The 23,917-nt window shown below is 52.0% G+C and carries 22 protein-coding genes; all 22 read right to left on the bottom strand.

The features are described 5' to 3' along the window. Position 1: 1 nt before the first annotated feature. A complete protein-coding gene (locus tag QQL62_RS12995; protein WP_284380025.1) occupies positions 2-3,469 on the bottom strand; it encodes an indolepyruvate ferredoxin oxidoreductase family protein in 3,468 nt (1,155 codons plus the stop codon). A gap of 208 nt (positions 3,470-3,677) precedes the next feature. Beyond that, positions 3,678-4,130 (bottom strand): Lrp/AsnC family transcriptional regulator, encoded by a 453-nt coding sequence (locus tag QQL62_RS12990; RefSeq protein ID WP_284380023.1) that lies wholly within the window; start codon positions 4,128-4,130, stop codon positions 3,678-3,680. A gap of 74 nt (positions 4,131-4,204) precedes the next feature. Continuing rightward, a complete protein-coding gene (gene ccoS / locus QQL62_RS12985) occupies positions 4,205-4,345 on the bottom strand; it encodes a cbb3-type cytochrome oxidase assembly protein CcoS (RefSeq protein ID WP_431355783.1) in 141 nt (46 codons plus the stop codon). A gap of 5 nt (positions 4,346-4,350) precedes the next feature. Continuing rightward, positions 4,351-6,504 (bottom strand): heavy metal translocating P-type ATPase, encoded by a 2,154-nt coding sequence (locus QQL62_RS12980; RefSeq protein ID WP_284380019.1) that lies wholly within the window; start codon positions 6,502-6,504, stop codon positions 4,351-4,353. Next, positions 6,501-6,968, bottom strand: a complete 468-nt coding sequence (locus QQL62_RS12975) for a FixH family protein (protein WP_284380018.1) — start codon at positions 6,966-6,968, stop codon at positions 6,501-6,503. Before QQL62_RS12975 ends, QQL62_RS12980 begins: the two co-directional genes overlap by 4 nt. Then, positions 6,965-8,374 carry a cytochrome c oxidase accessory protein CcoG gene (ccoG, locus tag QQL62_RS12970; protein ID WP_284380016.1) on the bottom strand — a complete coding sequence of 470 codons (1,410 nt, stop codon included), beginning with the start codon at positions 8,372-8,374 and terminating at the stop codon, positions 6,965-6,967. The genes QQL62_RS12975 and ccoG overlap by 4 nt, the downstream gene beginning before the upstream one ends. Before the next feature lie 144 nt (positions 8,375-8,518). Then, positions 8,519-9,382 carry a cytochrome-c oxidase, cbb3-type subunit III gene (gene ccoP / locus QQL62_RS12965; RefSeq protein ID WP_284380014.1) on the bottom strand — a complete coding sequence of 288 codons (864 nt, stop codon included), beginning with the start codon at positions 9,380-9,382 and terminating at the stop codon, positions 8,519-8,521. Next, positions 9,375-9,560 carry a cbb3-type cytochrome c oxidase subunit 3 gene (locus tag QQL62_RS12960; RefSeq protein ID WP_284380011.1) on the bottom strand — a complete coding sequence of 62 codons (186 nt, stop codon included), beginning with the start codon at positions 9,558-9,560 and terminating at the stop codon, positions 9,375-9,377. Before QQL62_RS12960 ends, ccoP begins: the two co-directional genes overlap by 8 nt. 9 nt (positions 9,561-9,569) lie before the next feature. Next, positions 9,570-10,295: a cytochrome-c oxidase, cbb3-type subunit II gene (ccoO, locus tag QQL62_RS12955; RefSeq protein WP_284380008.1), complete on the bottom strand. Its 726-nt coding sequence runs from the start codon at positions 10,293-10,295 to the stop codon at positions 9,570-9,572. A 9-nt stretch (positions 10,296-10,304) separates the two neighbouring features. After that, a complete protein-coding gene (gene ccoN, locus QQL62_RS12950; RefSeq protein ID WP_284380005.1) occupies positions 10,305-11,897 on the bottom strand; it encodes a cytochrome-c oxidase, cbb3-type subunit I in 1,593 nt (530 codons plus the stop codon). 107 nt (positions 11,898-12,004) lie between these two features. Beyond that, positions 12,005-12,745 (bottom strand): transcriptional regulator FnrL, encoded by a 741-nt coding sequence (fnrL, locus tag QQL62_RS12945; protein ID WP_431355780.1) that lies wholly within the window; start codon positions 12,743-12,745, stop codon positions 12,005-12,007. Between the two features lie 69 nt (positions 12,746-12,814). Then, positions 12,815-13,606, bottom strand: coding sequence for an ABC transporter permease subunit (locus QQL62_RS12940; protein WP_284380000.1), 792 nt, complete (start codon positions 13,604-13,606; stop codon positions 12,815-12,817). Then, positions 13,603-14,466 (bottom strand): ABC transporter permease, encoded by an 864-nt coding sequence (locus tag QQL62_RS12935; protein WP_284379998.1) that lies wholly within the window; start codon positions 14,464-14,466, stop codon positions 13,603-13,605. Before QQL62_RS12935 ends, QQL62_RS12940 begins: the two co-directional genes overlap by 4 nt. Positions 14,467-14,524: 58 nt before the next feature. Then, on the bottom strand, positions 14,525-15,262 hold the full coding sequence (locus QQL62_RS12930; RefSeq protein WP_284379996.1) for a transporter substrate-binding domain-containing protein: 738 nt from the start codon (positions 15,260-15,262) through the stop codon (positions 14,525-14,527). A 16-nt stretch (positions 15,263-15,278) separates the two neighbouring features. Next, a complete protein-coding gene (locus tag QQL62_RS12925; protein ID WP_284379994.1) occupies positions 15,279-16,052 on the bottom strand; it encodes an ABC transporter ATP-binding protein in 774 nt (257 codons plus the stop codon). A gap of 110 nt (positions 16,053-16,162) precedes the next feature. Continuing rightward, positions 16,163-17,329, bottom strand: coding sequence for a nucleotide sugar dehydrogenase (locus QQL62_RS12920; RefSeq protein WP_284379992.1), 1,167 nt, complete (start codon positions 17,327-17,329; stop codon positions 16,163-16,165). 1 nt (position 17,330) lies between these two features. Further along, a complete protein-coding gene (locus QQL62_RS12915) occupies positions 17,331-18,224 on the bottom strand; it encodes a UTP--glucose-1-phosphate uridylyltransferase (protein ID WP_284379990.1) in 894 nt (297 codons plus the stop codon). 69 nt (positions 18,225-18,293) lie between these two features. Next, a complete protein-coding gene (locus QQL62_RS12910; protein ID WP_431355779.1) occupies positions 18,294-19,046 on the bottom strand; it encodes an ion transporter in 753 nt (250 codons plus the stop codon). Between the two features lie 92 nt (positions 19,047-19,138). Beyond that, the gene (locus tag QQL62_RS12905; RefSeq protein ID WP_284379987.1) at positions 19,139-20,635 is read right to left on the bottom strand and encodes a phosphomannomutase/phosphoglucomutase; all 1,497 of its coding nucleotides are present in this window, start codon (positions 20,633-20,635) and stop codon (positions 19,139-19,141) included. A gap of 18 nt (positions 20,636-20,653) precedes the next feature. Beyond that, positions 20,654-21,490 (bottom strand): 3-deoxy-8-phosphooctulonate synthase, encoded by an 837-nt coding sequence (gene kdsA, locus QQL62_RS12900; RefSeq protein WP_284379984.1) that lies wholly within the window; start codon positions 21,488-21,490, stop codon positions 20,654-20,656. Next, positions 21,490-23,013: a KpsE/RkpR family capsule polysaccharide export protein gene (locus QQL62_RS12895; RefSeq protein ID WP_284379981.1), complete on the bottom strand. Its 1,524-nt coding sequence runs from the start codon at positions 23,011-23,013 to the stop codon at positions 21,490-21,492. Before QQL62_RS12895 ends, kdsA begins: the two co-directional genes overlap by 1 nt. Before the next feature lie 71 nt (positions 23,014-23,084). Further along, positions 23,085-23,750, bottom strand: coding sequence for an ABC transporter ATP-binding protein (locus tag QQL62_RS12890; protein ID WP_284379978.1), 666 nt, complete (start codon positions 23,748-23,750; stop codon positions 23,085-23,087). Positions 23,751-23,917: the final 167 nt, after the last annotated feature.

The raw sequence follows: 23,917 nt of genomic DNA, 5'->3' as shown, positions 1-23,917 counted from the left end.
GTTACTGAGCCGCGATTTTATGGGTATCTTGCGCAAAGGCTAGGCGCATTTCACGGCGCTTTTCTTGGTAGGTGGCATAGGACGCCTCGCGCACGGGGCCATAGCCGCGCACCTCTGATACCAATGACAGTAGTGCGATGGCCTGATCTGCGTTTTCAGGCGCAATACGGCCCATAACATTCTGCAAATCCTCTGTATAATCTTTGGCCATCTGACGATCATTGCGCCGCTCTGTACTGCGGCCAAATGGGTCAAAGACCGTGCCGCGTAGGAATTTCATCCGCGATAAAATTGGCATTACCCGTAAAATCATCGGCCCAAATTCTCGCTTCTTTGGGCGCCCATCAGAACCCTTGCCTGGTAGAATAGGCGGGGCAAGGTTCAGTGATAGCTTGAAATCTCCGGTGAACTGTTTGTCCAGCTGTTCACGAAACTCTGGGGTCGAGAACAGACGAGCAACCTCGTATTCATCCTTGGGTGCCATCACGCGCGATAGCTGATGCGCAGCGATGCGGGTGATCCTTTCGGCGGTTTTTGTATCCAAATGATCGTTGAAGACCTGTCGCATCTGCGCGACCTTGTCGCCGTATTCCTCAGCCAGATTAGCATCTTGATAGGCGGTTAGATGGGCGCGGCGATGCGCGATCAATTGGTCTAAACCCATCTGATCCAGCGGCGTATAGCTGTTATCCTTGGGCAGGCAGGCCGCAACAAATTCAGGATCATGTGCCAGCATTCTGCCCCAATTAAAGGCGCTGATATTGGCCTTTACGGCCACGCCATTTAGCTCGACCGCCTGCGTGATTGATGCCTGATCCAACGGCACCAATCCCTTTTGCCAAGCATATCCAATCATCATGATGTTTGCGCCAATTTCATTGCCCATCAAGGCCAGCGCCAGATGCGAGAAATTGTGGAAATGTTCCTTGGAGCGCACAACCTCTGCGATGGTTTTTTCAACGGCGGCTTGTTGGAAATCAAAATCCCGCTGTTTTACAAAATCAGAAACAGGGGTGATCTTGGCATTCAAAATCCCATGGGTGCGCTCTGAATGGCTGGTGATGATCCCATCATTTGACGCCGCAACCACCGCATCAGCAGCCAGCAATAGATCCGCGGCACCGTTTGCGATCCGCGGTGCAGTTGGTGGATTCTCTTGGGTGGAAATGCGGATATGGCTTAGCGCTGCGCCGCCTTTTTGTGCAAGGCCTGCCATGTCCATAACCAAGGGAACCTTGCCCTCGATATGTGCCGCCATCGCCAGTAGCGCACCAATGGTCAAAACACCGGTGCCGCCCACACCCGCCACGGCTATATTCCATGGCTGATCCAAGGATGGCAGGGTAGGGGCCGGCAGTGCTGAAAAATCAGGGGTGGCATCTGTTTTTGATTTGCGCAATTGGCCACCAGTTACGGTGACGAACGAAGGACAGAACCCCTTGGCGCAGGAATAATCTTTGTTACAGCTGGATTGAACGATGGCGCGCTTGCGGCCAAATTCGGTCTCTAATGGTTCGATTGCAATACAGTTGGATTGTACCGAGCAATCCCCACAGCCCTCACATACGGCTGGGTTGATATACATGCGCTTGTCTGGATCAGGGGCCAAACCTTTCTTACGGCGGCGGCGTAATTCGGCGGCACAGGTCTGTACATAAATAATTGCTGTGGTGCCCTCGATCTCACGTACCTCGCGCATCACGCTGTCCAGTTCATCGCGGTGCTTGATGATAACATTCGCCGCCAACCCCGATGCGGGATGGGCCTCTGGATCATTGGAAACCAAATAGATGGTTTTGATTTGCTCGTGGTGCAATTGATGCGATATTTGCGCAGGTGACAGCGGGCCATCATGGGGCTGACCGCCGGTCATGGCCACCGCATCATTGTATAGAATCTTATAGGTGATATTGGCCTTTGCGGCTACGGATTGACGAATTGCCAACAGGCCGGAATGGAAATAGGTGCCATCCCCAAGGTTTACAAAGCGATGCTTCTCGTCGGTGAATTTTTCAATCGCGCTCCACGGCACGCCCTCGCCGCCCATTTGCGTAAAGGTTTCGGTGTTATCATCAATCCAAGATGCCATGTAGTGACAGCCAATGCCCGCCATTGCCTTTGAACCCTCGGGCACTTTGGTTGAGGTGCTGTGTGGACAGCCTGCACAGAAATGCGGCTGGCGGATAACGGGGGGCTTATGTTGAATGCGCAGGGCATGTAACTCTTCTAGGTGGGCCAGCTTGGCCGCGATATGGCCGTGCAACCCCTCGGGCAATTCAAGACGTAACAACCGATCCGCAATAGCGCGGGCCACACCAGAAACCGTTAGCCCCTTGGAATGGGTCAAAAAGGGGCGGTCGGCCTCGTCAAATTTGCCAACAATGCGCGGGCGCACATCGGCGCGCCAATTAAACAGCTGTTGCTTGATTTGATGTTCGATAATCTCGCGGCGTTCCTCGATGATCAGAACCTCTTCCAACCCCTGCGAGAAGGTGCGGATACCCTCAGGTTCCAGCGGCCAAGGCATGCCTACCTTGAACAATCGCAGACCAATCAACCTTTGCGCCTCTTTGTCAATACCCAGCTCCATCAAGGCCTGATTAACATCTTCGTAGGATTTACCAGATGCCACAATCCCAAATCGTGCATTTGGGGTGTCTAGGGTGGTTTCGTTCACCTTGTTTGCCCGCGCAAATGCAATGGCGGCGTAGCCCTTGTGCTCTTGCAGGCGCTCGTCTTGAACCATCGGCGCATCGGGCCAGCGCATGTTCAACCCACCCTCAGGCATTTCGAAATCTTCTGGAATGATAAACTGGCGCCGCTCTTGGGCCAAATCGACAACAGATGTGGTCTCGATGGTTTCCGAAATCACCTTATAGCCGACCCAGCACCCACTGTAGCGCGACATGGCGATCCCCATCAGGCCATATTCAATGAACTCCTGAACCGAAGACGGGTAGAGCACGGGCATCACAGCCGAGATAAAAGCGTGATCAGATTGATGCGGAACCGTCGATGATTTGCAGGTATGATCATCCCCTGCAAAGGCCAGCACACCACCCAATGCCGAGGTGCCAGCCGCATTGGCGTGTTTGAATACATCACCAGAACGATCAACACCCGGGCCTTTGCCATACCACAGGCCTACCACGCCCTCTTTGTTCGCCTGTGCGGACATTTGCACCTGTTGGGATCCCCAGATCGCAGTGGCCGCTAGCTCTTCGTTGATGCCTGGTTGGAATGCAATATCATGTTTGTCTAGGTGGCGTTGTGCCAGCATCAGTTGTTGGTCATAGGCGCCCATTGGCGATCCACGATAGCCTGAGATAAAGGCACCGGTGTTGTGCCCTGCTGCGCGGTCCCTGCGCATTTGGGCCATGGGTAGGCGTACGAGGGCCTGTGTCCCTGTCATCAATACCCGCCCAGAGCTGGCTGTGTATTTATCGTCTAAACTGATCGGCTTGTTCATACTGGTCCCCGTAGCTGACTGTGCGCATACCACTGATTGTCGTATTTTCGTCGCACCCATAGTTGGCAAGATTATACGCTAGCAGATTTACGGGTGGGCTGTGTTTCCTTGTTCTAGGTGAATAGGGGTCACAAAGGAACAATGTTTCCTAATATGGCTATAATTCGTGACTGTGTTGCGAATAGCGGAGTGATATCTCCGTTCAAGGCTAAATCGGTAAATCCGGAGTATTCTTTACTTCGCGTAGGCTAACGCTGGTATTTAATGTCGCCACATGGGGCAGGCGCACCAGCGCGTTTTTTACGGTTTCCTCATAGTGGCGCATACTATGGGCTAGAACCCGTAGGACAAAGTCATATTCACCGGTTACGGAATAACACTGTAAAACTTGCGGGATGTTGCGCACCGCGGTTTCAAATTCCTCTAGATGCCCACGCGAATGTTCCTTCATGCGAGCAAAGCATATGACATTGATATCAAAGCCCAGCGTCTCTGGGTTTAGGATATAGCGTTTCTCACCGATGATCCCCTCGGCCTTCATCCGCTGAAGCCGCCGCCAACACGGCGTATGGCTGAGCCCAGTAACATCCCCAAGCTCGCGCATGGTTAGATCTGGGTTTTGTTGTATGGCCCGCAATATACGGCGATCAGCATCATCCATGTTGGTTCCTTCTGTTGTTCCATGAATGCACAAATTTACCATAACTTGCAACGCTATCCTAAATTTTCCCTCATTTAGGGATCATCTTCCTCAAATAGAATGCGCGCTGCATTGCCAGCGCTGTCATCAAATTGCTGACTGCGCAAGGACCAAACAAAGGCCGCCAAACCCAGTAACCCCAAAAACAAGGAAATGAGTATTAATAGAAATAACACCTCCACTATGCTTCTCCTTTCACCCGCAGGGCGTTCAATGATACACAAATAGAAGAGCCAGACATCGCAATCGCGGCCAACAGCGGACTGGCCAAACCCACAAGGGCAATCGGAATCGCCACGGCATTATAACCAGCAGCAATCGAGAAATTTTCCAGCATCCTTAGGCGCGCCGATTGCGCGGTGGTGATGGTACTGGCAATCAAGGTCAGATCATCGCGCGACAGCACAAAATCCGAGGCCGCGCGTGCGGCATCGATCGCCTTGGCCGGTGCCATGGACACCGATGCGCTGGCGAGGGCGGCGGTGTCGTTTAGCCCGTCTCCAATCATCAAAACCTTGTCGCCAAAAGAGCGCAGCAGACGCATCTTTTCCTCGGGCAGTACGCCGCCAACTGCCTGTGAAACTCCCATGCTCTGTGCAAAGCGATCCACGCTTTGCTGACGATCTCCTGATAGGATCACCACCCGCAGGCCTCTGGCCAACAGCATTTCGATGGCGGGCTTGGCGCTGGGCTTGGGGCGCTCGGCGAATTGAAACATCTGTGGTGACTGTTGGCCAAATCTGATCCATGTCTGCACTTGATCGCTGCTACTATGCGCACCAACCCATTCTGCATGCCCTAATTTAACGGTTTGTCCAAGGTATTTACCCTGCATGCCACAACCAGAAATCTCTTGGATATCTGTGATATGGGGCAATGCTCCTGACACGCCATCGTCTGTTATGGCGCGGCACAGCGGATGATCGGATTTCAAGGCCAATGCTTGCGCTAGACGATGCTCTTGCGGGGCGGGGCGCTTTGAGATTGTGAAATCACCGCTGGTTAGGGTTCCTGTCTTATCAAACACCACCGTATCTACAGAACACAGGCGCTCCAGTGCTGTGCCGTTGCGGATAATAACACCTTGGCGAAACAAACGACCGCTAGCCACTGTCATCACCGCAGGGACCGCCAAACCAAGCGCACAGGGGCAAGTGATGATCAAAACCGCCGTCGCCACAGTAATAGCAAATCTGGTATCACCAGAATAGAATTGCCAGAACACAAAGGCCAAAAGCGCCAGCAAATGCACAACCGGTGCATATATTTGTGCCGCACGATCCGCCAAAGAGGTATAACGGGTCTTGCTGGCCTCGGCTGTGGCCACCATCTGCGCAATTTCGGCCAATCTGGTATCTTGGCCAATGGATGTAACACAGATCTCTACCGGTGCCCCAAGGTTCATACTGCCTGCGAACACAGGCGCCCCTGTGACCATGGCCATGGGCAGAGACTCGCCTGACAGGATCGACACATCCATATCAGCAGCCTCGCTGTGTAATAGGCCATCAACTGGCACCCGAGCACCGCGGCGCACCAGAATATGATCGCCCAACTCTAGTTCCTGAATATCCACGGTGCAAATACCTGTCGCTGTGATCTTTTGAGCCCGTGGTAAAACCAGCGCGGATAATTCCACCGCCGCAGAACGCGCCTTTAGCCGCGATTGATGATCAAGATAACGCCCCGCCAATAGGAAAAAGGTCAGAGACAGTGCCGCATCAAAATAGACAGCACCCCCACCGATCAACGTCTCGTATAGAGACATCACCGCGGCGATCAAAATCGCAAGGCTGATGGGTACATCCATGTTCAACCCCCTTGCGCGCAGGGCCTGTAGGGCGCTTTTAAAAAAGGGCTGGGCGCTAAAGAACAGGCTGGGGATTGCAATGGCCGCAGAAATCAAATGCAATAGCGTCATCATTGTACCGTCGGCCCCCGCCCAGACCGAAACAGATAACAACATCACATTCACAGCCGCAAAACCCGCCACCCCCAAGCGCATCAACAGGGCGTGCCCTGCGGTATCGCGCACAGTGCCCATCTGTTTATTATCCAGCAGATGCGCCTCGAACCCCAAATTGGTGATCGCATCAAGAATAGCGTCTTCTATGTCGATCTCGGGCGCGCGGTGGATCATCACCTGTTTCTGGCTTAGGTTAACACGGGCCGAGATCACGCCCTTTACCTCTGAAACGGCGCGTTCGATCTTTTGCATGCAGGCGGCGCATCGCATATCAGGTACCGATATCGAAAGACGTTGTGCCATTTGAACCTGCTCTATAATTTCGTCGCTGGGCAGGGCAATACAGGCAGGGCAGGCGGCAACGCTCATGATCTATCCCCAACAATTAAGGGTAAAATACGCATAAAGGGCACCCCATCCAGAGATTGGGTCTTGATGCGCAGTTGCCAATTTCCCGCAGGTAAATTCACAATTGATGAATAGAGTTCCCCGTCAAAATTCAAGGTAAGGTTCCGGTCATAGGCATGACTGGTAGCACGCCCTAGACGCGCCTCAATTGCCGGCAACACCACCCTAGCACCTGATGCATCGGTGATGGTTAGGCGCACAGAGCCACCAGAATACTCTAGCACCGTTTTCCACGCGAGCATCTCTTGGGCGTGGCGCTTGCTGTTAAAGTTCAGAGCCTCCACATAGGGTTTTCGGGTTTCTAATCCGGGGAAAGAGCCAACCGCTGCATAAACCAGAGAGAGATTTGCAATAATAATCACAACGAAGGCAGTTATAAAAATCGCGGCGAACTTGGCGCCAGTAAGAGGGGTTTTCTCGCTCATTTTGTCTCTCCTGCAAAAATACTATCCACATGTTGGCGCTCGCCGCTATTGATATCCTCGATCCAAAATCGCACGGGCGTGCTGTCGGTTCTGCTGGCCAAATAAACGGGCTTGGCAAAAATATAGACCCTTTGGTGCAGGCTCTGATCAGCGGGGACAGTGATGTTCATCTCGTCGGTTCCCTGTAGTTTTACACGCAAGGCCTCGTCGGTTTTTATCGAGATGTGAAACCTGCGATTATCCCCCGTTTGGTTGCTGATTTTCAGGTCATAGGCATTGCGCACCCCCCCATCCGACAGCCGCACAAAGCGCGGGTTGCGATCAGGTGTGATCGAAACCGAAAAATCAGAGCGAACAAACAACGCCACAACCAGACCCACGCCAATTCCCGCCCAAAGACCGAAGTATATAAAATTGCGCAACCGCATCACATGCGCCCACAGGGGTTTGGGCGCTTGGCCCGCGCGTTCTTGGGGTTCATCGGTTAGGGCGCAGTAATCAATCAGCCCCCTTGGGCGGCCGATTTTATCCATCATTGCATCACAAGCATCTATGCACAGCGCACAGGTGATACATTCCACTTGTTGGCCATCGCGGATGTCGATGCCTTGGGGGCAGACATTCACACAGGCCATGCAATCAATACAATCGCCCTCGGCCTTGCCCATTTTGCCGCGTGGTTCGCCGCGCCAATTGCGATAGGCTACCGTTAGGGAATGTTCATCCATCATTGCCGCCTGAATGCGCGGCCATGGGCACATATAGGTACAGACCTGTTCGCGCAAGAAACCACCAAAAACAAATGTGGTGGCGGTCAGGCAGGCAATGGTACCATATGCTACCAAGGCGGCCTGACCGGTGAATAAATGATGCATTAGGGTTGGGGCATCCGCGAAATAAAACACCCACGCCCCCCCCGTGGCCACGGATATCACCAGCCATGCGGCCCATTTACTAAGGCGCAGGCGAATTTTGCGTGGGCTTAATTTTGCGCGCAACAGTTTGATGCGGGCGTTGCGGTCGCCCTCTATCCAGCGTTCGATCAGGAGAAACAAATCTGTCCAGACCGTTTGCGGGCAGGCATATCCACACCAAACACGCCCAAGGGCCGAGGTAAACAGAAACAGCCCCAACCCCGCCATAATCAACAGACCAGCGATGAAGTAAAATTCATGTGGCCAAATCTCGATCCAGAAAAAGAAAAACCGTGCATGGGCCAGATCAATCAACACCGCCTGGTCTGGCAGGTTGGGGCCGCGATCCCACCGGATCCACGGGGTGGCGTAATAGATCCCCAAGGTTATTGCCAATAGGCTCCATTTCAGACGCCGAAAACGGCCGCTGACCCTCTGGGGGAAAACCGGCTCGCGGGCTTGAAATAGCTGTGGGGCTGTATCATTGGACATGATCCTGTCCTTTTTCCTGTTCGCCTACCTTGCTAACAGGCCGCTGGCCTGCGCTCTTTGATCTGAATCAAAGTTCTTGAAGAAAGTGCACCAGCCCAGTTGAACAGGAAGGGCTGGTGCTAGGTTTTCGAAATGCGCGAAAACCTATTCGCCGCCACCCAGTTGGTGGACATAAAAGGTGACCTGTCGGATCTGTGCAGGTGTTATGCGGGTGTTCCATGCGGGCATCACCCCAAAGCGGGCATTAGCGATGCTGTGGCGCAGGGCATCACGATCACCGCCATAGAGCCATAACGCATCCTTAAGGTTGGGTGCGCCCTGCTCGTGATTGCCCTCGCCATTCTGCCCATGGCAGGCGGCGCAATTATCGGCAAACAAGACCTCGGCGTTGGCGGACGTCTCGGCGAGATAATCTTGGCCTGAGATTTGGCGCAGATATTCAACCAGTTGCTCTATCTGTGCCTCTTCAAGAAACTCACCAAATTTTGGCATCTCTGAATAGCGTGTATCCTCATCCGCATCACTGCGGATACCATGCTGAATTGTCTGTTCTAGGGCCGCTAAATCGCCCCCCCATAGCCAGTCATCATCCTGCAAATTTGGGTATCCTGTAGCCCCTTGTGCGCCTGCACCGTGACATTGGGCACAATAGGTGCGAAACACCGCGCCACCCCCCGCGCTGGCATAGCGTACCAAGGAGGGGTTCTTAGCGATATTTTCAAGAGGTGTAGCCAACAACAGTTGCTCGATCTCGGCGTTTTCTAGCGCAACACTATCGAGACTTCGCTGCAACTGAGCGCGCGATGAGTAGCCCAACAGCCCTGGTGTTGCGCCCTTGATCAAGGGAACTGCTGGATAGGCAATTACATAGGCCAGCGAAAATATGATCGTGGCAAAGAATGTCCATAACCACCATCGAGGCATGGGCTTGTCATATTCCCTTATCCCATCCCATTCATGGCCAGTGGTTGGGTAATCTTCATCGGCCATTTTGTGCTTCTTACTCATTGTATGGCTCCTGATTATCTATTGGCCGATCATCGCGCAGCGGGATCTCTGCGGCATCTTGGTGCATGCGCCTTGCACTAGGTCGCAGGACCATCAGCACCGCCCCAACAAAGAAGCCCATCATTGCCAACAGGCCCCAGCTATCTGCGAATTCGCGAAAAATTGAGTAGGTATCCATTGGGTAATCCTATCTGCTGGCGTCTGGTTTAAATGTCGAGAAATCCACTAGTGTGCCCAGCATCTGCAAGTAGGCCACCAGCGCATCCATCTCGGTAATCTGTGGTTGACCATCAAAGTTACGCACCTGTGCCTTGGGATAACGGGCAACCATTTCTTCCCAATCGCCATCGATATCAACCTGAACCTTTAGGTCAGCGGCGGCATGTTCCAACATATCCGCGCTATAGGGTACACCAACGCGGGCATTGGCCAGCAGGAGCGGGCGGGCGGTTTCCGGCTTGATCTTCGTATCCATTAGGAAGGCATAGTTTGGCATGATGCTCTCGGGGACAACTGCGCGTGGATTGATCAAGTGATCAACATGCCATTCATCGGAATATCGCCCCCCCACGCGGGCTAAATCGGGGCCTGTGCGCTTTGATCCCCACTGAAACGGGTGATCATAGACACTTTCAACGGCCAAAGAATAATGCCCATAGCGCTCGACCTCGTCGCGCAGGGGGCGGATCATTTGGCTGTGGCAGGTATAGCACCCCTCTCGGATGTAAATATTGCGCCCGGCCAGCTCTAGTGGTGAATAGGGACGCATACCCTTCACCTTCTCGATGGTGTTCTCCAGATAAAATAACGGGGCGATTTCCACAATCCCGCCGATGGATACAACAACAAGGCTCAGAACCAACAAAAGGGTTGCGCGTGTTTCGATTTTCTTATGATGCTTTAGAAATGACATTTCTCGCTCCTATTCTGCGGCTATGGCCATGGCGGCATGGGGGGTATCGCGGCGCGCACCTGTGGCCGTTAACCACAGGTTGACGCACATGATGATAGCACCCGCCAGATACATCACCCCACCCAGACCGCGCACCACATACATGGGGAACTTGGCCGAAACAGTATCCGCAAAAGAATTCACCAAGAACCCTTGGGCATCTACCTCTCGCCACATCAGCCCCTCCATAATTCCAGTTACCCACATGGAGGCCGCATAGAAAACGATGCCAATGGTCGCCAACCAAAAATGCCAGCTGACCATGGTGTCGCTATATAGACGTTCGCGGTGCCATAGCTTGGGTACCAGAAAATACAGCGCACCAAATGTAATCATCCCATTCCAACCCAAGGCCCCTGAATGCACATGGCCAATGGTCCAGTCCGTGTAATGCGATAGCGAATTCACCACCTTGATAGACATCAAAGGCCCCTCGAACGTGGACATGCCATAAAATGCAAGGCTGATGACCATCATCCGCAGTACCGGATCGGTGCGCAGCTTGTCCCAAGCGCCGTTCAGGGTCATCAACCCATTGATCATGCCACCCCAGCTGGGCATCCATAGCATCAGCGAAAACACCATCCCCAAGGTCTGCGCCCAATCCGGCAGGGCGGTGTAATGTAGGTGATGTGGCCCCGCCCAGATGTACATGAACGTCAATGACCAAAAATGGATGATGGATAATTTGTAACTAAAAACCGGTTTTCCGGTTTGCTTGGGCACAAAATAATACATCATACCCAGAAAGCCCGAGGTCAGGAAAAAACCAACCGCATTGTGCCCATACCACCATTGGGTCAGCGCATCCTGCACACCGCTAAACAGCTGTACCGATTTTGAGCCATAGATCGAGACGGGCAGGCTTAGGTTATTTACCAAATGCAGCATTGCCACAGTAACGATGAAGGACAGGAAGAACCAGTTGGCCACATAGATATGAGGTTCTTTGCGTTTAATAATTGTACCCATAAATACCGCTAGATAGGCCACCCAAACCAGCGTTAGCCAAATATCAACATACCATTCTGGCTCGGCGTATTCCTTGGATTGCGTCGCGCCCAGTAGATAGCCAGTGGCAGCTAATACGATAAACAGCTGATACCCCCAGAATACAAACCACGACAGGTTCCCCCCCCAAAGGCGCGCGGCACAGGTGCGTTGCACAATGTAAAAGGATGTGGCGATCAGTGCATTGCCACCAAACGCAAAGATTACCGCCGATGTATGCAACGGGCGTACGCGCCCAAATGTTGTGAAAGGCAAATCAAAATTGAGGGCAGGAAACGCCAGCTGAAACGCGATAAAAACCCCAACCAGAAAACCAACAACACCCCAAAACGCCGTGGCAATCACCCCAGCGCGTACCACATCATCTTGGTATCCTGTACCAACAACTGGGGCCGGTTCGCCAAATTGACGAACAGCGCGCAGAAACAAATAAAAGGCCACAGCCATGATGATCAGCGCATGTAGAATATAGGCTTGATCTAATCCGAAACTAGCGGCCATCGCCGCAATAAGTGCCACAAAGGCAAAAAATACTATCTTGAGTACGTCCATAACGCGGGCCCCATTTTCCTGTTCTACAGGTTAAATGCGCGCGTTTTGATCTCTGATCTTTGACCTAGATCAATTTTTAAAAATATTTATGGGCTGACCTGCGGCACCTAGCCCTCGAAATCGGTGCCGGTTTCTGCGCGTAACTGATCAATGTTGTTCACACAGATTTGGCGTTTTTTTTCCAATTGAATGATCCCATCTTTTTTCAGCGCATTTATCTGGCGGCTAACGGTTTCCAGCGTTAGGCCCAGATAATCGGCCATGGCCTCTCGGGTCAGGTTTAGATCGAATTTAACCATACCAATCCCGTCAAGCACGGGGGCGGCGTTCTGGCGTTTGGCTACGATCAGCAATAGGCTGGCGATTTTTTCCCGGGCTGTTTTGCGCCCCAGCAAGAGCATCCATTCCCGCGCCGCATCTAATTCATCCAACGCCATTTCCAACATGCGCTCGTGCAGATGCGGGGTGGCATGCAGGAACCTCTCGAATGGTGCGCGGTTAAACTGGCACAGAATGACCTCTGATGTCGCCTCAACATCAAACTTGGCCATCGCGCGCCCAGGGCGGCCCACAAAATCGCTGGGCAACAATAGCCCCACCATTTGGCGCCGCCCGTCCTCCATCGTTTGGGATAGGCTGGCAACACCCTGTACTACGGATCCCACGAAATCTAATGGATCTCCCGCGCGAACAATCGAGGTGCCTGCAGGATAGGTCTTATAGCTTTTCATCGAACCCAGCACCAACAATTCGCTGTTATCACAATAGGCGCAAACCGCCCGTTTCTGTATCGGGCAATTACAACAATTGAATGCGGATAAATTTGGGGTCTGTGAGGCACTGTGCATCATTCGACCATGGGTAATTATTGCACAAAGCGCAAGGAAGAACAGCTATCGAGCCTTAGCAACTAGTGCCTACAGGTGCCGATTCAGACGTCGTTGGAAAAACCCAAAAATCAAAATAATCAACAGCGTGAAGGCAATGAAGAATACGGCAATGATCGGATAGGGCACAAATGGATTAAAGGTCTTGTCCGCGAAATAGCTGGCATAATACAGCGCATCACCCTTTTGCTGCCACGCAGGGAAGCTGCTGAAAAACACCAGCGCAGTGGCATGGAACAGAAAAATCGCCTCGTTGGTATAGCTGGGCCAGGCAAGGCGCAACATTGTGGGCCAAATAATGCGCCGATTAATCTGGTTAGGGGTCATCCCCATGGCAAGGGCTGCCTCTATTTCTCCCTTGGGGACAGATCGCAAGGCACCATAAAAAATTTGGGCGGTATAGGCGGTGGTGTTTAGAAATAGTACAATTAGCGCCCCCAGCCATGCCCGGGTCAGCCACCGGGTTTCGACAGTGATGTCCACAAACCCAAGGTTCAAGTCAAACCCAACCTTTGGCAACAGAACGAATGTCTCGTAAATCAGGAAAAACTGTAAAAACAGCGGTGATCCCCGTAGGATGAATATAAATATCGCCGCTGGACGCCATAAAATCGCCCGCGTGCTATTGCGGGCAAAGGCCACCAAAGATGCCGCAACGAATCCTAACAGCAACGCAAGCAGGGCGAAATAGATATTCCAAAACATCCCCGACCCGATCAAAACAACCTGTTCGCACAGGGTGATATCGGTCTTGGGTAGGGCGCGTTCGCCAATCCCCAGCGCGCGAAATCCGTAATCCGCAAATGTCTGTACACAGCTCATTGCGTGGCCTCGCTCATGCCACGCGCCTGTGTTAGGCGCTTCATCATTCGTTCAAAAAATACTTCGCTGACCCACGCAAGACCCAAATAAAACACCATCAAAACCAGAAAATATCCCAACCGCCAATCTGGATGCGGGTATGCAAAGCGCGAGGTCTTGGTGCCGCCTAATTCACGGGCCCAATAGACAATATCCTCGACCCCAAGCAAAAACAACAGAGGCGTGGCCTTTATCAAGATCATCCATAGATTTGACAGACCGGGCAGGGCATATACCCACATCTGCGGCAGTTGAATACGACGAAATACCTGCCTACGCGACATACCATAGGCGGCGGCTGTTTCAAGCTGAGCATGAGGTACCGCGCCCAACGCTCCGTGAATGGTATTGGCGGCAAATGCGCCAAAAACAATGGCAAAAGCCAATGCAGCTAGGAAAAACCCATAGGTTTCGTGAACCCAATTAGGCGAAATGCTTAGGGGCATTTTTGCCGCGGCACAGACTACAAAATCGTTTCCCTGACGGATCGGTTCTGCCCAATCCGAACATTTAACCTGATGGCGTAGATACTCGATGCCCTGATCCATTGCGATCGGTACGAAAAGAAAGAAAATGATATCCGGCACACCGCGTACCATCGATGTATATATCCACCCCAGCCAACGCAGGGGGGCAAACCTAGAACGCCGCGCTATTGCGCCCGCAAACCCGAACACCAAAATAATCGGAACGGTGGCTGCCAACAGGGCGAATACAACTAAAAAGCTGGTATAAAAATTCATGTGCTTCACGGTGGTTAGGTAACAAGACCACCACTGAAAGCCCTCTAGTATTTTTGGGTCGGCGCAATATTCAAACATTAGCGTGCCTCGGAAAAGTGGGGCATATATAATGCCCCACCAATTTCAAATTCAGAACTTAGTATTTAACCATGCGCCCATCGAACCATTCAGCGATCAAGGCAGATAATGTGCCATCGGCCTTCATGGAGGCAATGGCCTCGTTCATCATCGCCTTCAGCTCGGTATCGCTTTCGCGTACACCCATGCCAACGCCACCACCAAGGGCAACTTCATCACCAATGAAAATCAACTCACCACCAGATTCTTTCACGATATCGTTCAAGAAAGCATGATCGGCCAATACCGCATCGGCCTCACCATTGCGCACGGCGGCAACTGTTTCCTCGGGGGTGGCAAATTCCACTACTGTGGCGCCGCTGCTGGCGACATAGCCGGCTTGGATCGTTGCGGTTTGGGCGGCAACTGTGCCCTTGGTTGCAGACACATCAGCGCCAGCCAATGCAACATATGCAGAAGGGTCCGGTGGGAAGTATTCAGATGTGAAATCAATAACTTCGTCGCGCTCTGCGGTGATGGACATACCCGCGATAATGGTGTCGTAATTGCCCGCGGTCAGATTTGGAATAATGCTATCCCACTCGTTTGTCACCCATGTACAGGTCAGTTTTGCGCGCTTGCACAGCTCGTCGCCAACCGCGCGCTCAAACCCATCTATCTCGCCCGCATCGTTTACGAAATTAAACGGAGCATAGGCGCCCTCTGTACCCATGCGAATGGTTTTACCCTCTGCATGGGCCGATCCAGCAACAGCCACCATCAGAGCGGCACCAGTTAATAGTTTTGTAAATGTCATTAGTCTCTCCAGTTGGTTAAAGCGAGCTGGCCAGAAAGGCGCGGCAGCGCTCGGATTTAGCATTTTCAAACACCTCTTCGGGGGTGCCTTCTTCTTCGACCTGACCTTGATGCAAAAACACAACTCGGTCGGATACTTCACGTGCGAACCCCATTTCATGGGTCACGACAATCATTGTCCGCCCTTCAGCGGCCAAATCTTTCATAACTTTTAGCACTTCGCCCACCAATTCAGGGTCAAGCGCGCTGGTTGGTTCATCAAACAACAGCGCCTTAGGCTCCATAGCAAGGGCGCGGGCAATGGCAACGCGTTGTTGTTGCCCACCAGACAATTGGCTGGGAAAGGCATCCGCCTTATGCGGTATGCCGACCTTTCCCAAATAGCGCATGGCGCGCTCATGGGCCTCTTCCTTGCTGACCTTTAGCACCTGAATTGGCGCCTCCATGACGTTTTGCAAAACGCTCATATGAGACCACAGGTTAAACCCTTGAAAAACCATGCCCAGCTGGCTGCGCATACGCTGGATTTGCGCAGGATTGGCCCCTAAAAGCCGCCCCTTGCGATCCGTATTCAGGATCACCTCTTCGCCATCAAGGAATATTTTGCCCTGATCAGGGGTTTCCAAAAAATTAATGCATCGCAGAAAGGTGCTCTTGCCAGAACCAGAACTGCCAAGGATGGAAATTACATCCCCCTTGTTTGCACGCAACGAAATGCCCTTTAGAACCTTCAAGCTACCAAAGCTTTTGTGAATGTTTTCCGCAACTAGGGTGTGATGAGTATCTTGCATATAATCCAATTTTCCTATGCTCAGACTAGACGGTGATCCAATGTCACGTCAATCGTGACGCACGGTCGCGATACCCGAACATTCTAGCGCCGCAATCAGGGGCTGGTGTACTAGTCTACGCCAAATAAATCTCGGGTAAATAGCTTATGTTCTATGTCCGCTAAATCTGCATGGCGCCGATTGGCGATGACCAAATCGCATCCCGCTTTAAATTGGTGCAGGTCCTTGGTTACCCGAGAACCAAAAAACGCATCCCCCTCAAAATTTGGCTCGTAAACGACGACTTCAATACCCTTGGCTTTGATCCGTTTCATAATTCCCTGAACAGAAGATTGGCGGAAATTATCGGAATCGGCCTTCATCGCCAATCGATACACGCCCACGGTTTGAGGGCTACGGGCGATTACTTGATCGGCGATGAAATCCTTGCGGGTGGTGTTTGCATCGACGATCGCGCGGATTAGATTTTGCGGCACAGCAGAGTAATTGGCCAGCAATTGCTTGGTATCCTTGGGCAGGCAATAACCGCCATACCCAAAGGAGGGGTTGTTGTAATGGTTGCCAATGCGCGGATCTAGGCCAATGCCTTCGATGATTTGGGCGGTGTCCATGCCGTGGCTCATGGCATAGGAATCCAGCTCGTTTACATAGGCCACACGCATTGCCAAGAATGTATTCGCAAACAGCTTGATCGCCTCGGCCTCGTTTGAATCGGTGTGCAAAATGGTGATGTTGTCCGCTTCGGCCGCGGTATCCAATAGGGATGCAAAACCCTGTGCCCTCTTATCGTGACCACCGATCACAATACGGCTGGGATATAGATTGTCATGCACCGCGCGCCCTTCGCGCAGGAATTCTGGACTAAAGACGATGTTCTGGTGGCCTAGCCTCTCGCGCAGACCATTGGTAAACCCAACAGGGACAGTAGATTTTATAACAATCAGGGCCTCAGGGTTCCGCGCTATTGCGGCCGCTGCCACCTGTTCGACGCTGTTAGTGTCAAATTCGTTGGTTTTCGGATTGTAATTTGTAGGGGTGGCAATCACCACATAATCTGCGCCTTCATAGGCCGTCTCGGGATCGGTAGTTGCACTTAGATTTAGCGTGCCCGAGGCCAATAACTCACTGGCCTCTGCATCAACAATCGGCGAGATGCCTGCATTGATCATTTCGACCTTTTGGGGGTCTAAGTCATAGGCAACGACTTGCTCTTTCCGCGATAATAGAATGCTTATCGATAGTCCAACGTAGCCAACACCAACAACTGCGATCTTCATGCTATGTCCCCTCGTGTTCAGCAATGGCATCTTTCATAAAAGCCAGCATCTCCGGACGTAGGCTATCGCGTTGTAACCCGTATTTAATTGTCGCCTGTAGATAGCCAATTTTCGATCCACAATCATAGCGTTGCCCTGAAAAACGAAACCCATAGACATTGCCCATAGCATGGGCCTCGGCATTGATGGCATCCGTTAGCTGGATTTCACCACCTACGCCAGGTTCTTGGACACACAAGCGGGCCATAATCGAAGGGCTTAGCAGATAGCGGCCGATAACCGCCATATTTGAAGGCGCTACATCTTGGGCCGGTTTTTCAACCAATCCGCGAGCGCGCAACAGTCTTTGCCCATCGCAATCCGCATCGAGAATACCGTATTGGTCGGTTTTGTCGGCGGCCACTTCCATGGTGCCGACAATATTGGCGGGGGATTTTTCCCACTCTTTAACCATCTGGGCCAAACAGCCCGGCTGGGCCTGCACAACATCATCGGGTAAAACCACGGCAAAATACTCGTCATCCGCTACAAATTTACGCGCGCAGGCCACAGCATGGCCCAATCCCAGCGGCTCTCCTTGTCGTACATAGGCAATTGATCCACTGGAAATATTTGAGGCCTCCAAGCGTTCCAGCAGGGCATCCTTGCCGTCATCGCGCAGGATTTGTTCCAGCAAAGGATAGCGATCAAAGTAATCCGCCATGGCGGTTTTCCCGCGCGCACTGACAAAAACGAAATCCTCGATCCCCGCCTCACGCGCCTCGTCTACGGCATATTGCACCAAAGGACGATCAACCAGAGGCAACAGCTCTTTTGGGATAGATTTGGTTGCTGGCAAAAAACGTGTGCCCAATCCTGCAACGGGAAAGACGGCTTTGGTAATTTTTTGTTTCATATGATCCGAACTATTTTAGCGGCTGAAAAACCATAGGCGCGCGCCACAAATGACGCAAGGGTTACTGGGCTACTTGGTGGTAGAATTCTTTCCCTGCGCCTCGCTAAGGCGGGTCTCGATTGCTGAAAGACGCTCCAACACTTGATCGCGGTAATCATCGGTGCGGGCATCCTCTTCTTCGCTATGGGCCGAGGCCATTGAATTCACAATCAAACCAACCAATAGATTCACCACAGCAAAGGTGGTGGCCAAAATAAAGGGTACGAAAAACGCCCATGCCAATGGGTATAATTCCATCACAGGGCGCACGATCCCCATCGACCAACTTTCAAGGGTCATGATCTGGAACAGGGAATATGCAGAACGCCCAAGGTTGCCAAACCAGTCTGGGAAGGCCTGCCCAAACAAATTTGTGGCCATAACAGAAGAGATATAAAATATAATCGCCATGAGCAGAAAAACAGACGCCATTCCCGGCAGGGCGGTGACAAATCCCTCTACCACACGGCGCAGACGCGGTGCCGCCGACAAAACACGAAACACCCGCAAAACACGCAGCGCCCGCAAAACAGAAAACGACTGTGCCGCAGGAATAAGAGCCACCGATACAATGAGAAAGTCAAAAACATTCCAACCATCGCGGAAAAATTGGCCGCGTTGCACGATCAATTTGGCCACAATCTCGACGATGAAAATGGCAATACAGGCGCGGTCTAGCCACTGGATCAAACCGCTGAATTGAGTCATGATCTGGCTAGATGTTTCCAGCCCCATCAACGCGGCATTGAAAACAATGACGCCCAATATAAAATTGCGCGTCATAGGGCGCTCTAAAACGGTTTGTAAAAACTGACGCATCATATCCCAAGACTTTTGGCGGATATGCCTGCTTGCGCGTTTTTTATCAAGAGATTTTAGATGCTTTGATCATATTCGCCCACAGAGTTCTCTGTGCGCACGATTGCGTCAACATCTGCAAAAATCGCTCGCATTTCAGCATCGCTTTCGGGGCTTTCGCACACCACCACCAAATTTGGGGTGTTCGAGCTGGCACGCACCAATCCCCATGCACCATTATCCAATATTACGCGAGCACCATTTACTGTAACAACCTTCTCGATTGCGCGCCCTGCGATTGTACCACCATCATCTGCCAATTTGACCAGTTTGGCGACCAATCGATCTAGCACATCATATTTTTCGGTATCGGGGCAAAAGGGCGATAACGTTGGTGTCGCCCATGTTTGGGGCAGGGCGCGGCGCAAATCGGCCATGCTCATATCCGGATTACGATCCAACAGTTTGCACATTTCCACGGCAACGCGCATGCCGCAATCGTAACCGCGGCCAATGGGTTCCGCCAGAAAGTAGTGTCCTGATTTTTCAAACCCAGCCAATGCACCCAATTCTTTAACACGGCGTTTCATATGGCTGTGGCCAGTTTTCCAGTAATCCGCAGTGACCCCGTTTGCAATCAGTTCTGGATCGGATGCAAATAGGCCAGTGGATTTAACATCTGCCACAAAGGTTGCATTTGGATGGATTTTGGACAGATCGCGGGCCATGATCACACCGACCTTATCCGCGAAAATCTCTTCACCCTCGTTATCGACCACGCCACAACGGTCGCCATCGCCATCAAACCCCAACGCCAGATCGGCGCCCGAATCCATGACGGATTTTGACATGTCATGGAGCATCTCCATAGCTTCGGGATTGGGATTGTAATGTGGGAAATTGTAGTCCAATTCGGTATGGGAATGAATAACCTCAACGCCCAGCCGTTCCAAAACCTCTGGGCCAAAAGCACTGGCGGTGCCATTGCCCGTGGCACAGACCACGCGCAATTTGCGGGTCATTTTATAATCCCCGACCAAATCATCGATGTAGGCCTCTTTTACACCGTCTACACGTTCGTATTTGCCACCATCGCGTGCAACACCCTTGCCAGATAAGACAATATCGCGCAATTCGGCCATTTCGTCCGGGCCATGGGTTAAGGGGCGTTCAAACCCCATTTTCACACCTGTCCAGCCATTGGGATTATGGCTGGCGGTGACCATCGCTACTGCGGGCGCATTTAGGTGAAATTGGCTGAAATAGGCCATAGGAGATAGGGCCGGGCCGATATCCTTTACGTGGATGCCAGCCTGCATCAGGCCCAACATCAGCGCATTTTTAATGCTAAGGGAATATTCGCGATAATCATTTCCAACGGCGATCACGGGTTCGATCCCACGGGCCTGCATCTGCGTACCCAGCCCAAGACCCAAGGCGGTAATGCCCGGCAGGTTTATATCATTCGGGTATTTCCAACGCGCATCATATTCGCGAAAACCGGTGGGTGTAATCATAGCATCGCGCAAAAACTCCCAGGTGTTTTGTGCGACGGTATTTTCGGGTCTTGGCATTTTAAAGTCCTTTAGGAATCAAAGTCTAATGGGCGATTTCTTTGCAGTTTTATCGAATTCCATTAATGAATGAATAAGCGCGGGCATCTGATCCAAATGAATCATATTTGGGCCGTCACTGGGTGCATTATCTGGGTCTTCGTGGGTCTCGATAAACACGCCCGCAATACCCAAGCTGACCGCCGCGCGCGCCATTACCGGCGCAAATTCTCGCTGTCCGCCGCTGGAACCACCTTGGCCACCGGGCTGTTGCACTGAATGGGTCGCGTCCATAATCACCGGATAGCCGTTGCGCGCCATCTCAGGCAGACCACGCATATCCGCCACTAATGTGTTGTAGCCAAAGCTGGTGCCGCGATCACATAACATCAGGCGCTGGTTCCCAGTAGAGGCGATTTTCTCAGCAACGTTATGCATATCCCACGGGGCTAGAAATTGGCCCTTTTTCACGTTCAAAATCGCACCTGTTTGCGCCGCGGCCAGCAACAAATCCGTCTGGCGGCATAGGAATGCGGGGATTTGCAAAACATCCACCACGCTGGCCACCTCGGCGCATTGTTCGGCGGTGTGAATATCCGTTAGCACAGGCACATCCAGCGCGTCCTTCACGGCCTGCATAACCGCAAGGCCCTTCTCGATACCCAGCCCGCGCTTGCCCTTTAGGGATGTGCGGTTGGCCTTGTCGAAGGAACCCTTGAATATGAAATTTGCGCCCGCCGCCGCACAGGCCTCTTTCATCTGCCCCGCAATCATTTGTGCATGATCAATGGATTCCAACTGACATGGCCCAAGGATCAAAGTTAGGGGCTGATCATTGCCAATTTCAAAATCGGACAGAGTTATGGTTTTTTGCATCAGTTGCTCACTTGTTCTCGAAGAATGGATCCAGTTAGGGATATCATTAGATATAGACCTGCAAAAACCAAGAATGACAACAAGGTGTTCTCAAATTTCTTGGGATAGGCGGGATCCTCGGGGCGCACAGGGTTCACATTCCGCGCAAGGTATTTTGTCTGACGAGAGGCCTCTATGCTGGCGGTTTCAAGGGTGGTTACTGATTGAGCCAATAGCGTCTGGCGCAATAAAACCTCGGCTTCGGCCTGTTGTAGTTCGCTGGTGATCCGCGCAAGCGATGAATTTTGCGCAGAGCCTGCGGTCATTCCCTCGCGCAATTCGCCAATGGATTTTTCCAGCTCGTTGATCTGATTGTTAAGGGCATTTACCTTAGCCTGATTGGGGCGGGTGTTGTTGTTTAGCTCTGCCAAGGACAATTTGCGCGATAGCAAAATGGTCTCTAGGTTGGTGATCTGGGTCATCAACGCACCGATTTCTAACTCCGCGCTTAGAACACCGCGCTTTTCTTGTAGATCAAGAACCTTGCCTTGGGCACGGTTTAGGTTTGCTTCGGCTTCATCATACAGGCGACGAGCCGCGGCCTCTTGATCATTGCGCAGCCTCTCAGTTTGGTTGCCAACGCGATCTTCAGCATAGCCCAGCAGAGCCTGCGAAAATCCCATCGCCTGATCAGGGGTTGGGGCAATAACTTCCATACGGATGATGCCCTCGGTCTGATCAAACCCCACCAAGACCTTGTCCGCATAGGTTTTAAAGGCGGTTTCGTTAGATGCATCTTGGTCCATACGCTGGATTGCATCGATATCTTCGCTTTGGAATGCGGCCCTGAAATCCAATTCTTCATCCAGCATTAACATGGCCTCAATCGAGGAAAGGAAGTTTTGAACCCCCACGGACTCGCTGGGGTTCAGCAGGCTAGACCCAGATCCGCCAAACAACCCGCTGGAAACAGGTGTCGCGGGGTTCTCGGCGGATTCAACAGAGAATTCCGACTTTACTGAGTACATCGGCGTTGCGACAGCATAGAAATAATAACCGGCAATAATGGTGGGCAGCCAAACGAAAAACGACAATCGCGCCACCAATTGAATGATCCGGCGGCGGCGGCGGCGTACCAAATCCCGTTGGATTTTTAAGATCGCCTTGGCGCGCGCCGCATCATTGATGGGATGCAGCGTGCCCGGGGCGCCAACCTCGGCGCGCTTGCGCTTAGCGGGCAGGTTCTTGGGGCGCTGGGTACCCTCTTGGGCCGGGGGTGATTTGTCGATTTCTGGCGCTGCGAAGGGATCTAAACCCTGTTTGCGTAATAGGCGCACTGCATCAAGGTCTGACGTGGGTTCAAGCGCATGTTTGATGGCCAAACGGCGCGCAAGGCGCAATTGTTGGCCGCTTAGGTTTTCGGCCTTGATCCGCTCGATCTCTTGACGTGCGTTGGCATCATTGCTCAAAGCCTCTGCCTTGGGGGCCTTGGGCGTGGATTGATCCGTAGGTGTTTCTGCCTTGGGGGCTTCGGCTTCACTCATGGTATTCTTTCGTTTTACTCCCAGCGTTGTAAAGGCTGGAATTTGAATTTACCTTAATAGGGCTAAACTGGCTAGAAATAACCAGCGTTAGAATAGTCATAGATCTCTTTAGCATCAGCCAAAGAGTCAAAAAATTGTAACCGCCCATCGCCCAAAACGGCGGCTTTATGGGCGAATTTTTCTAAAATACGTTCATTATGGGATACAATCACTACGGTGGCATTTTGGAGTTTCTGCATTAAAATCTCGCCCGCTCGGGCATTAAATGCCGCATCGGTGGAATTGGGCATACCCTCATCGATGAGGTAATAGTCAAAGTCCAACGATAGCAAAATCGCCAATGAAAACCGAGCGCGCATGCCGCGCGAATAGGTGGAAACCGGCATCTCGAAATAGGCGTCAAAATCACAGATATAGCGGCAAAAAGATTCGACATAATCGGGATCCAACGCATAAAGGCGTGCGATATAACGACAATTCTCCTGTGCGGACTGCTTGGGGGCGATTCCGCCTGAAAACCCTAGGGGAAAAGATATGCGAGACCGGCGAATAACCTTGCCCTCATCTGGTTTCTCGATGCCGCACATCATATTGATCAGGGTGGTTTTACCAGTGCCGTTTTCCGCCAATATGCCCAAGCTCTGGCCAGGCTCGATCACAAAGGAGGACTTGTCCAAAATTACCTTGCGGGTTTGGCCAGTCCAAAAAGATTTGGAAACGTTTTGAAATTCAATCATGCGGATCCCTTGCAGTGCAATCGCCAGACGGTACACCAGTATCAGATAAGGTGTTAACCAAGTTTTCGCAAGTTTAGCCAATCCCTCTATTTTGGTTTATTTTTCCATAGCAATTTAGGTAAACTCTGCCTATTACCCTTGCCAAACCTCCGTCAGGAACGCGGCTA

The sequence above is a fragment of the Amylibacter marinus genome (genome assembly GCF_030160015.1).
In the GTDB taxonomy this organism is placed as follows: Bacteria; Pseudomonadota; Alphaproteobacteria; order Rhodobacterales; family Rhodobacteraceae; genus Amylibacter; species Amylibacter marinus.
Note: the sequence above shows the minus strand (reverse complement) of the source record. Positions and strands in the feature narration are given on the sequence as shown.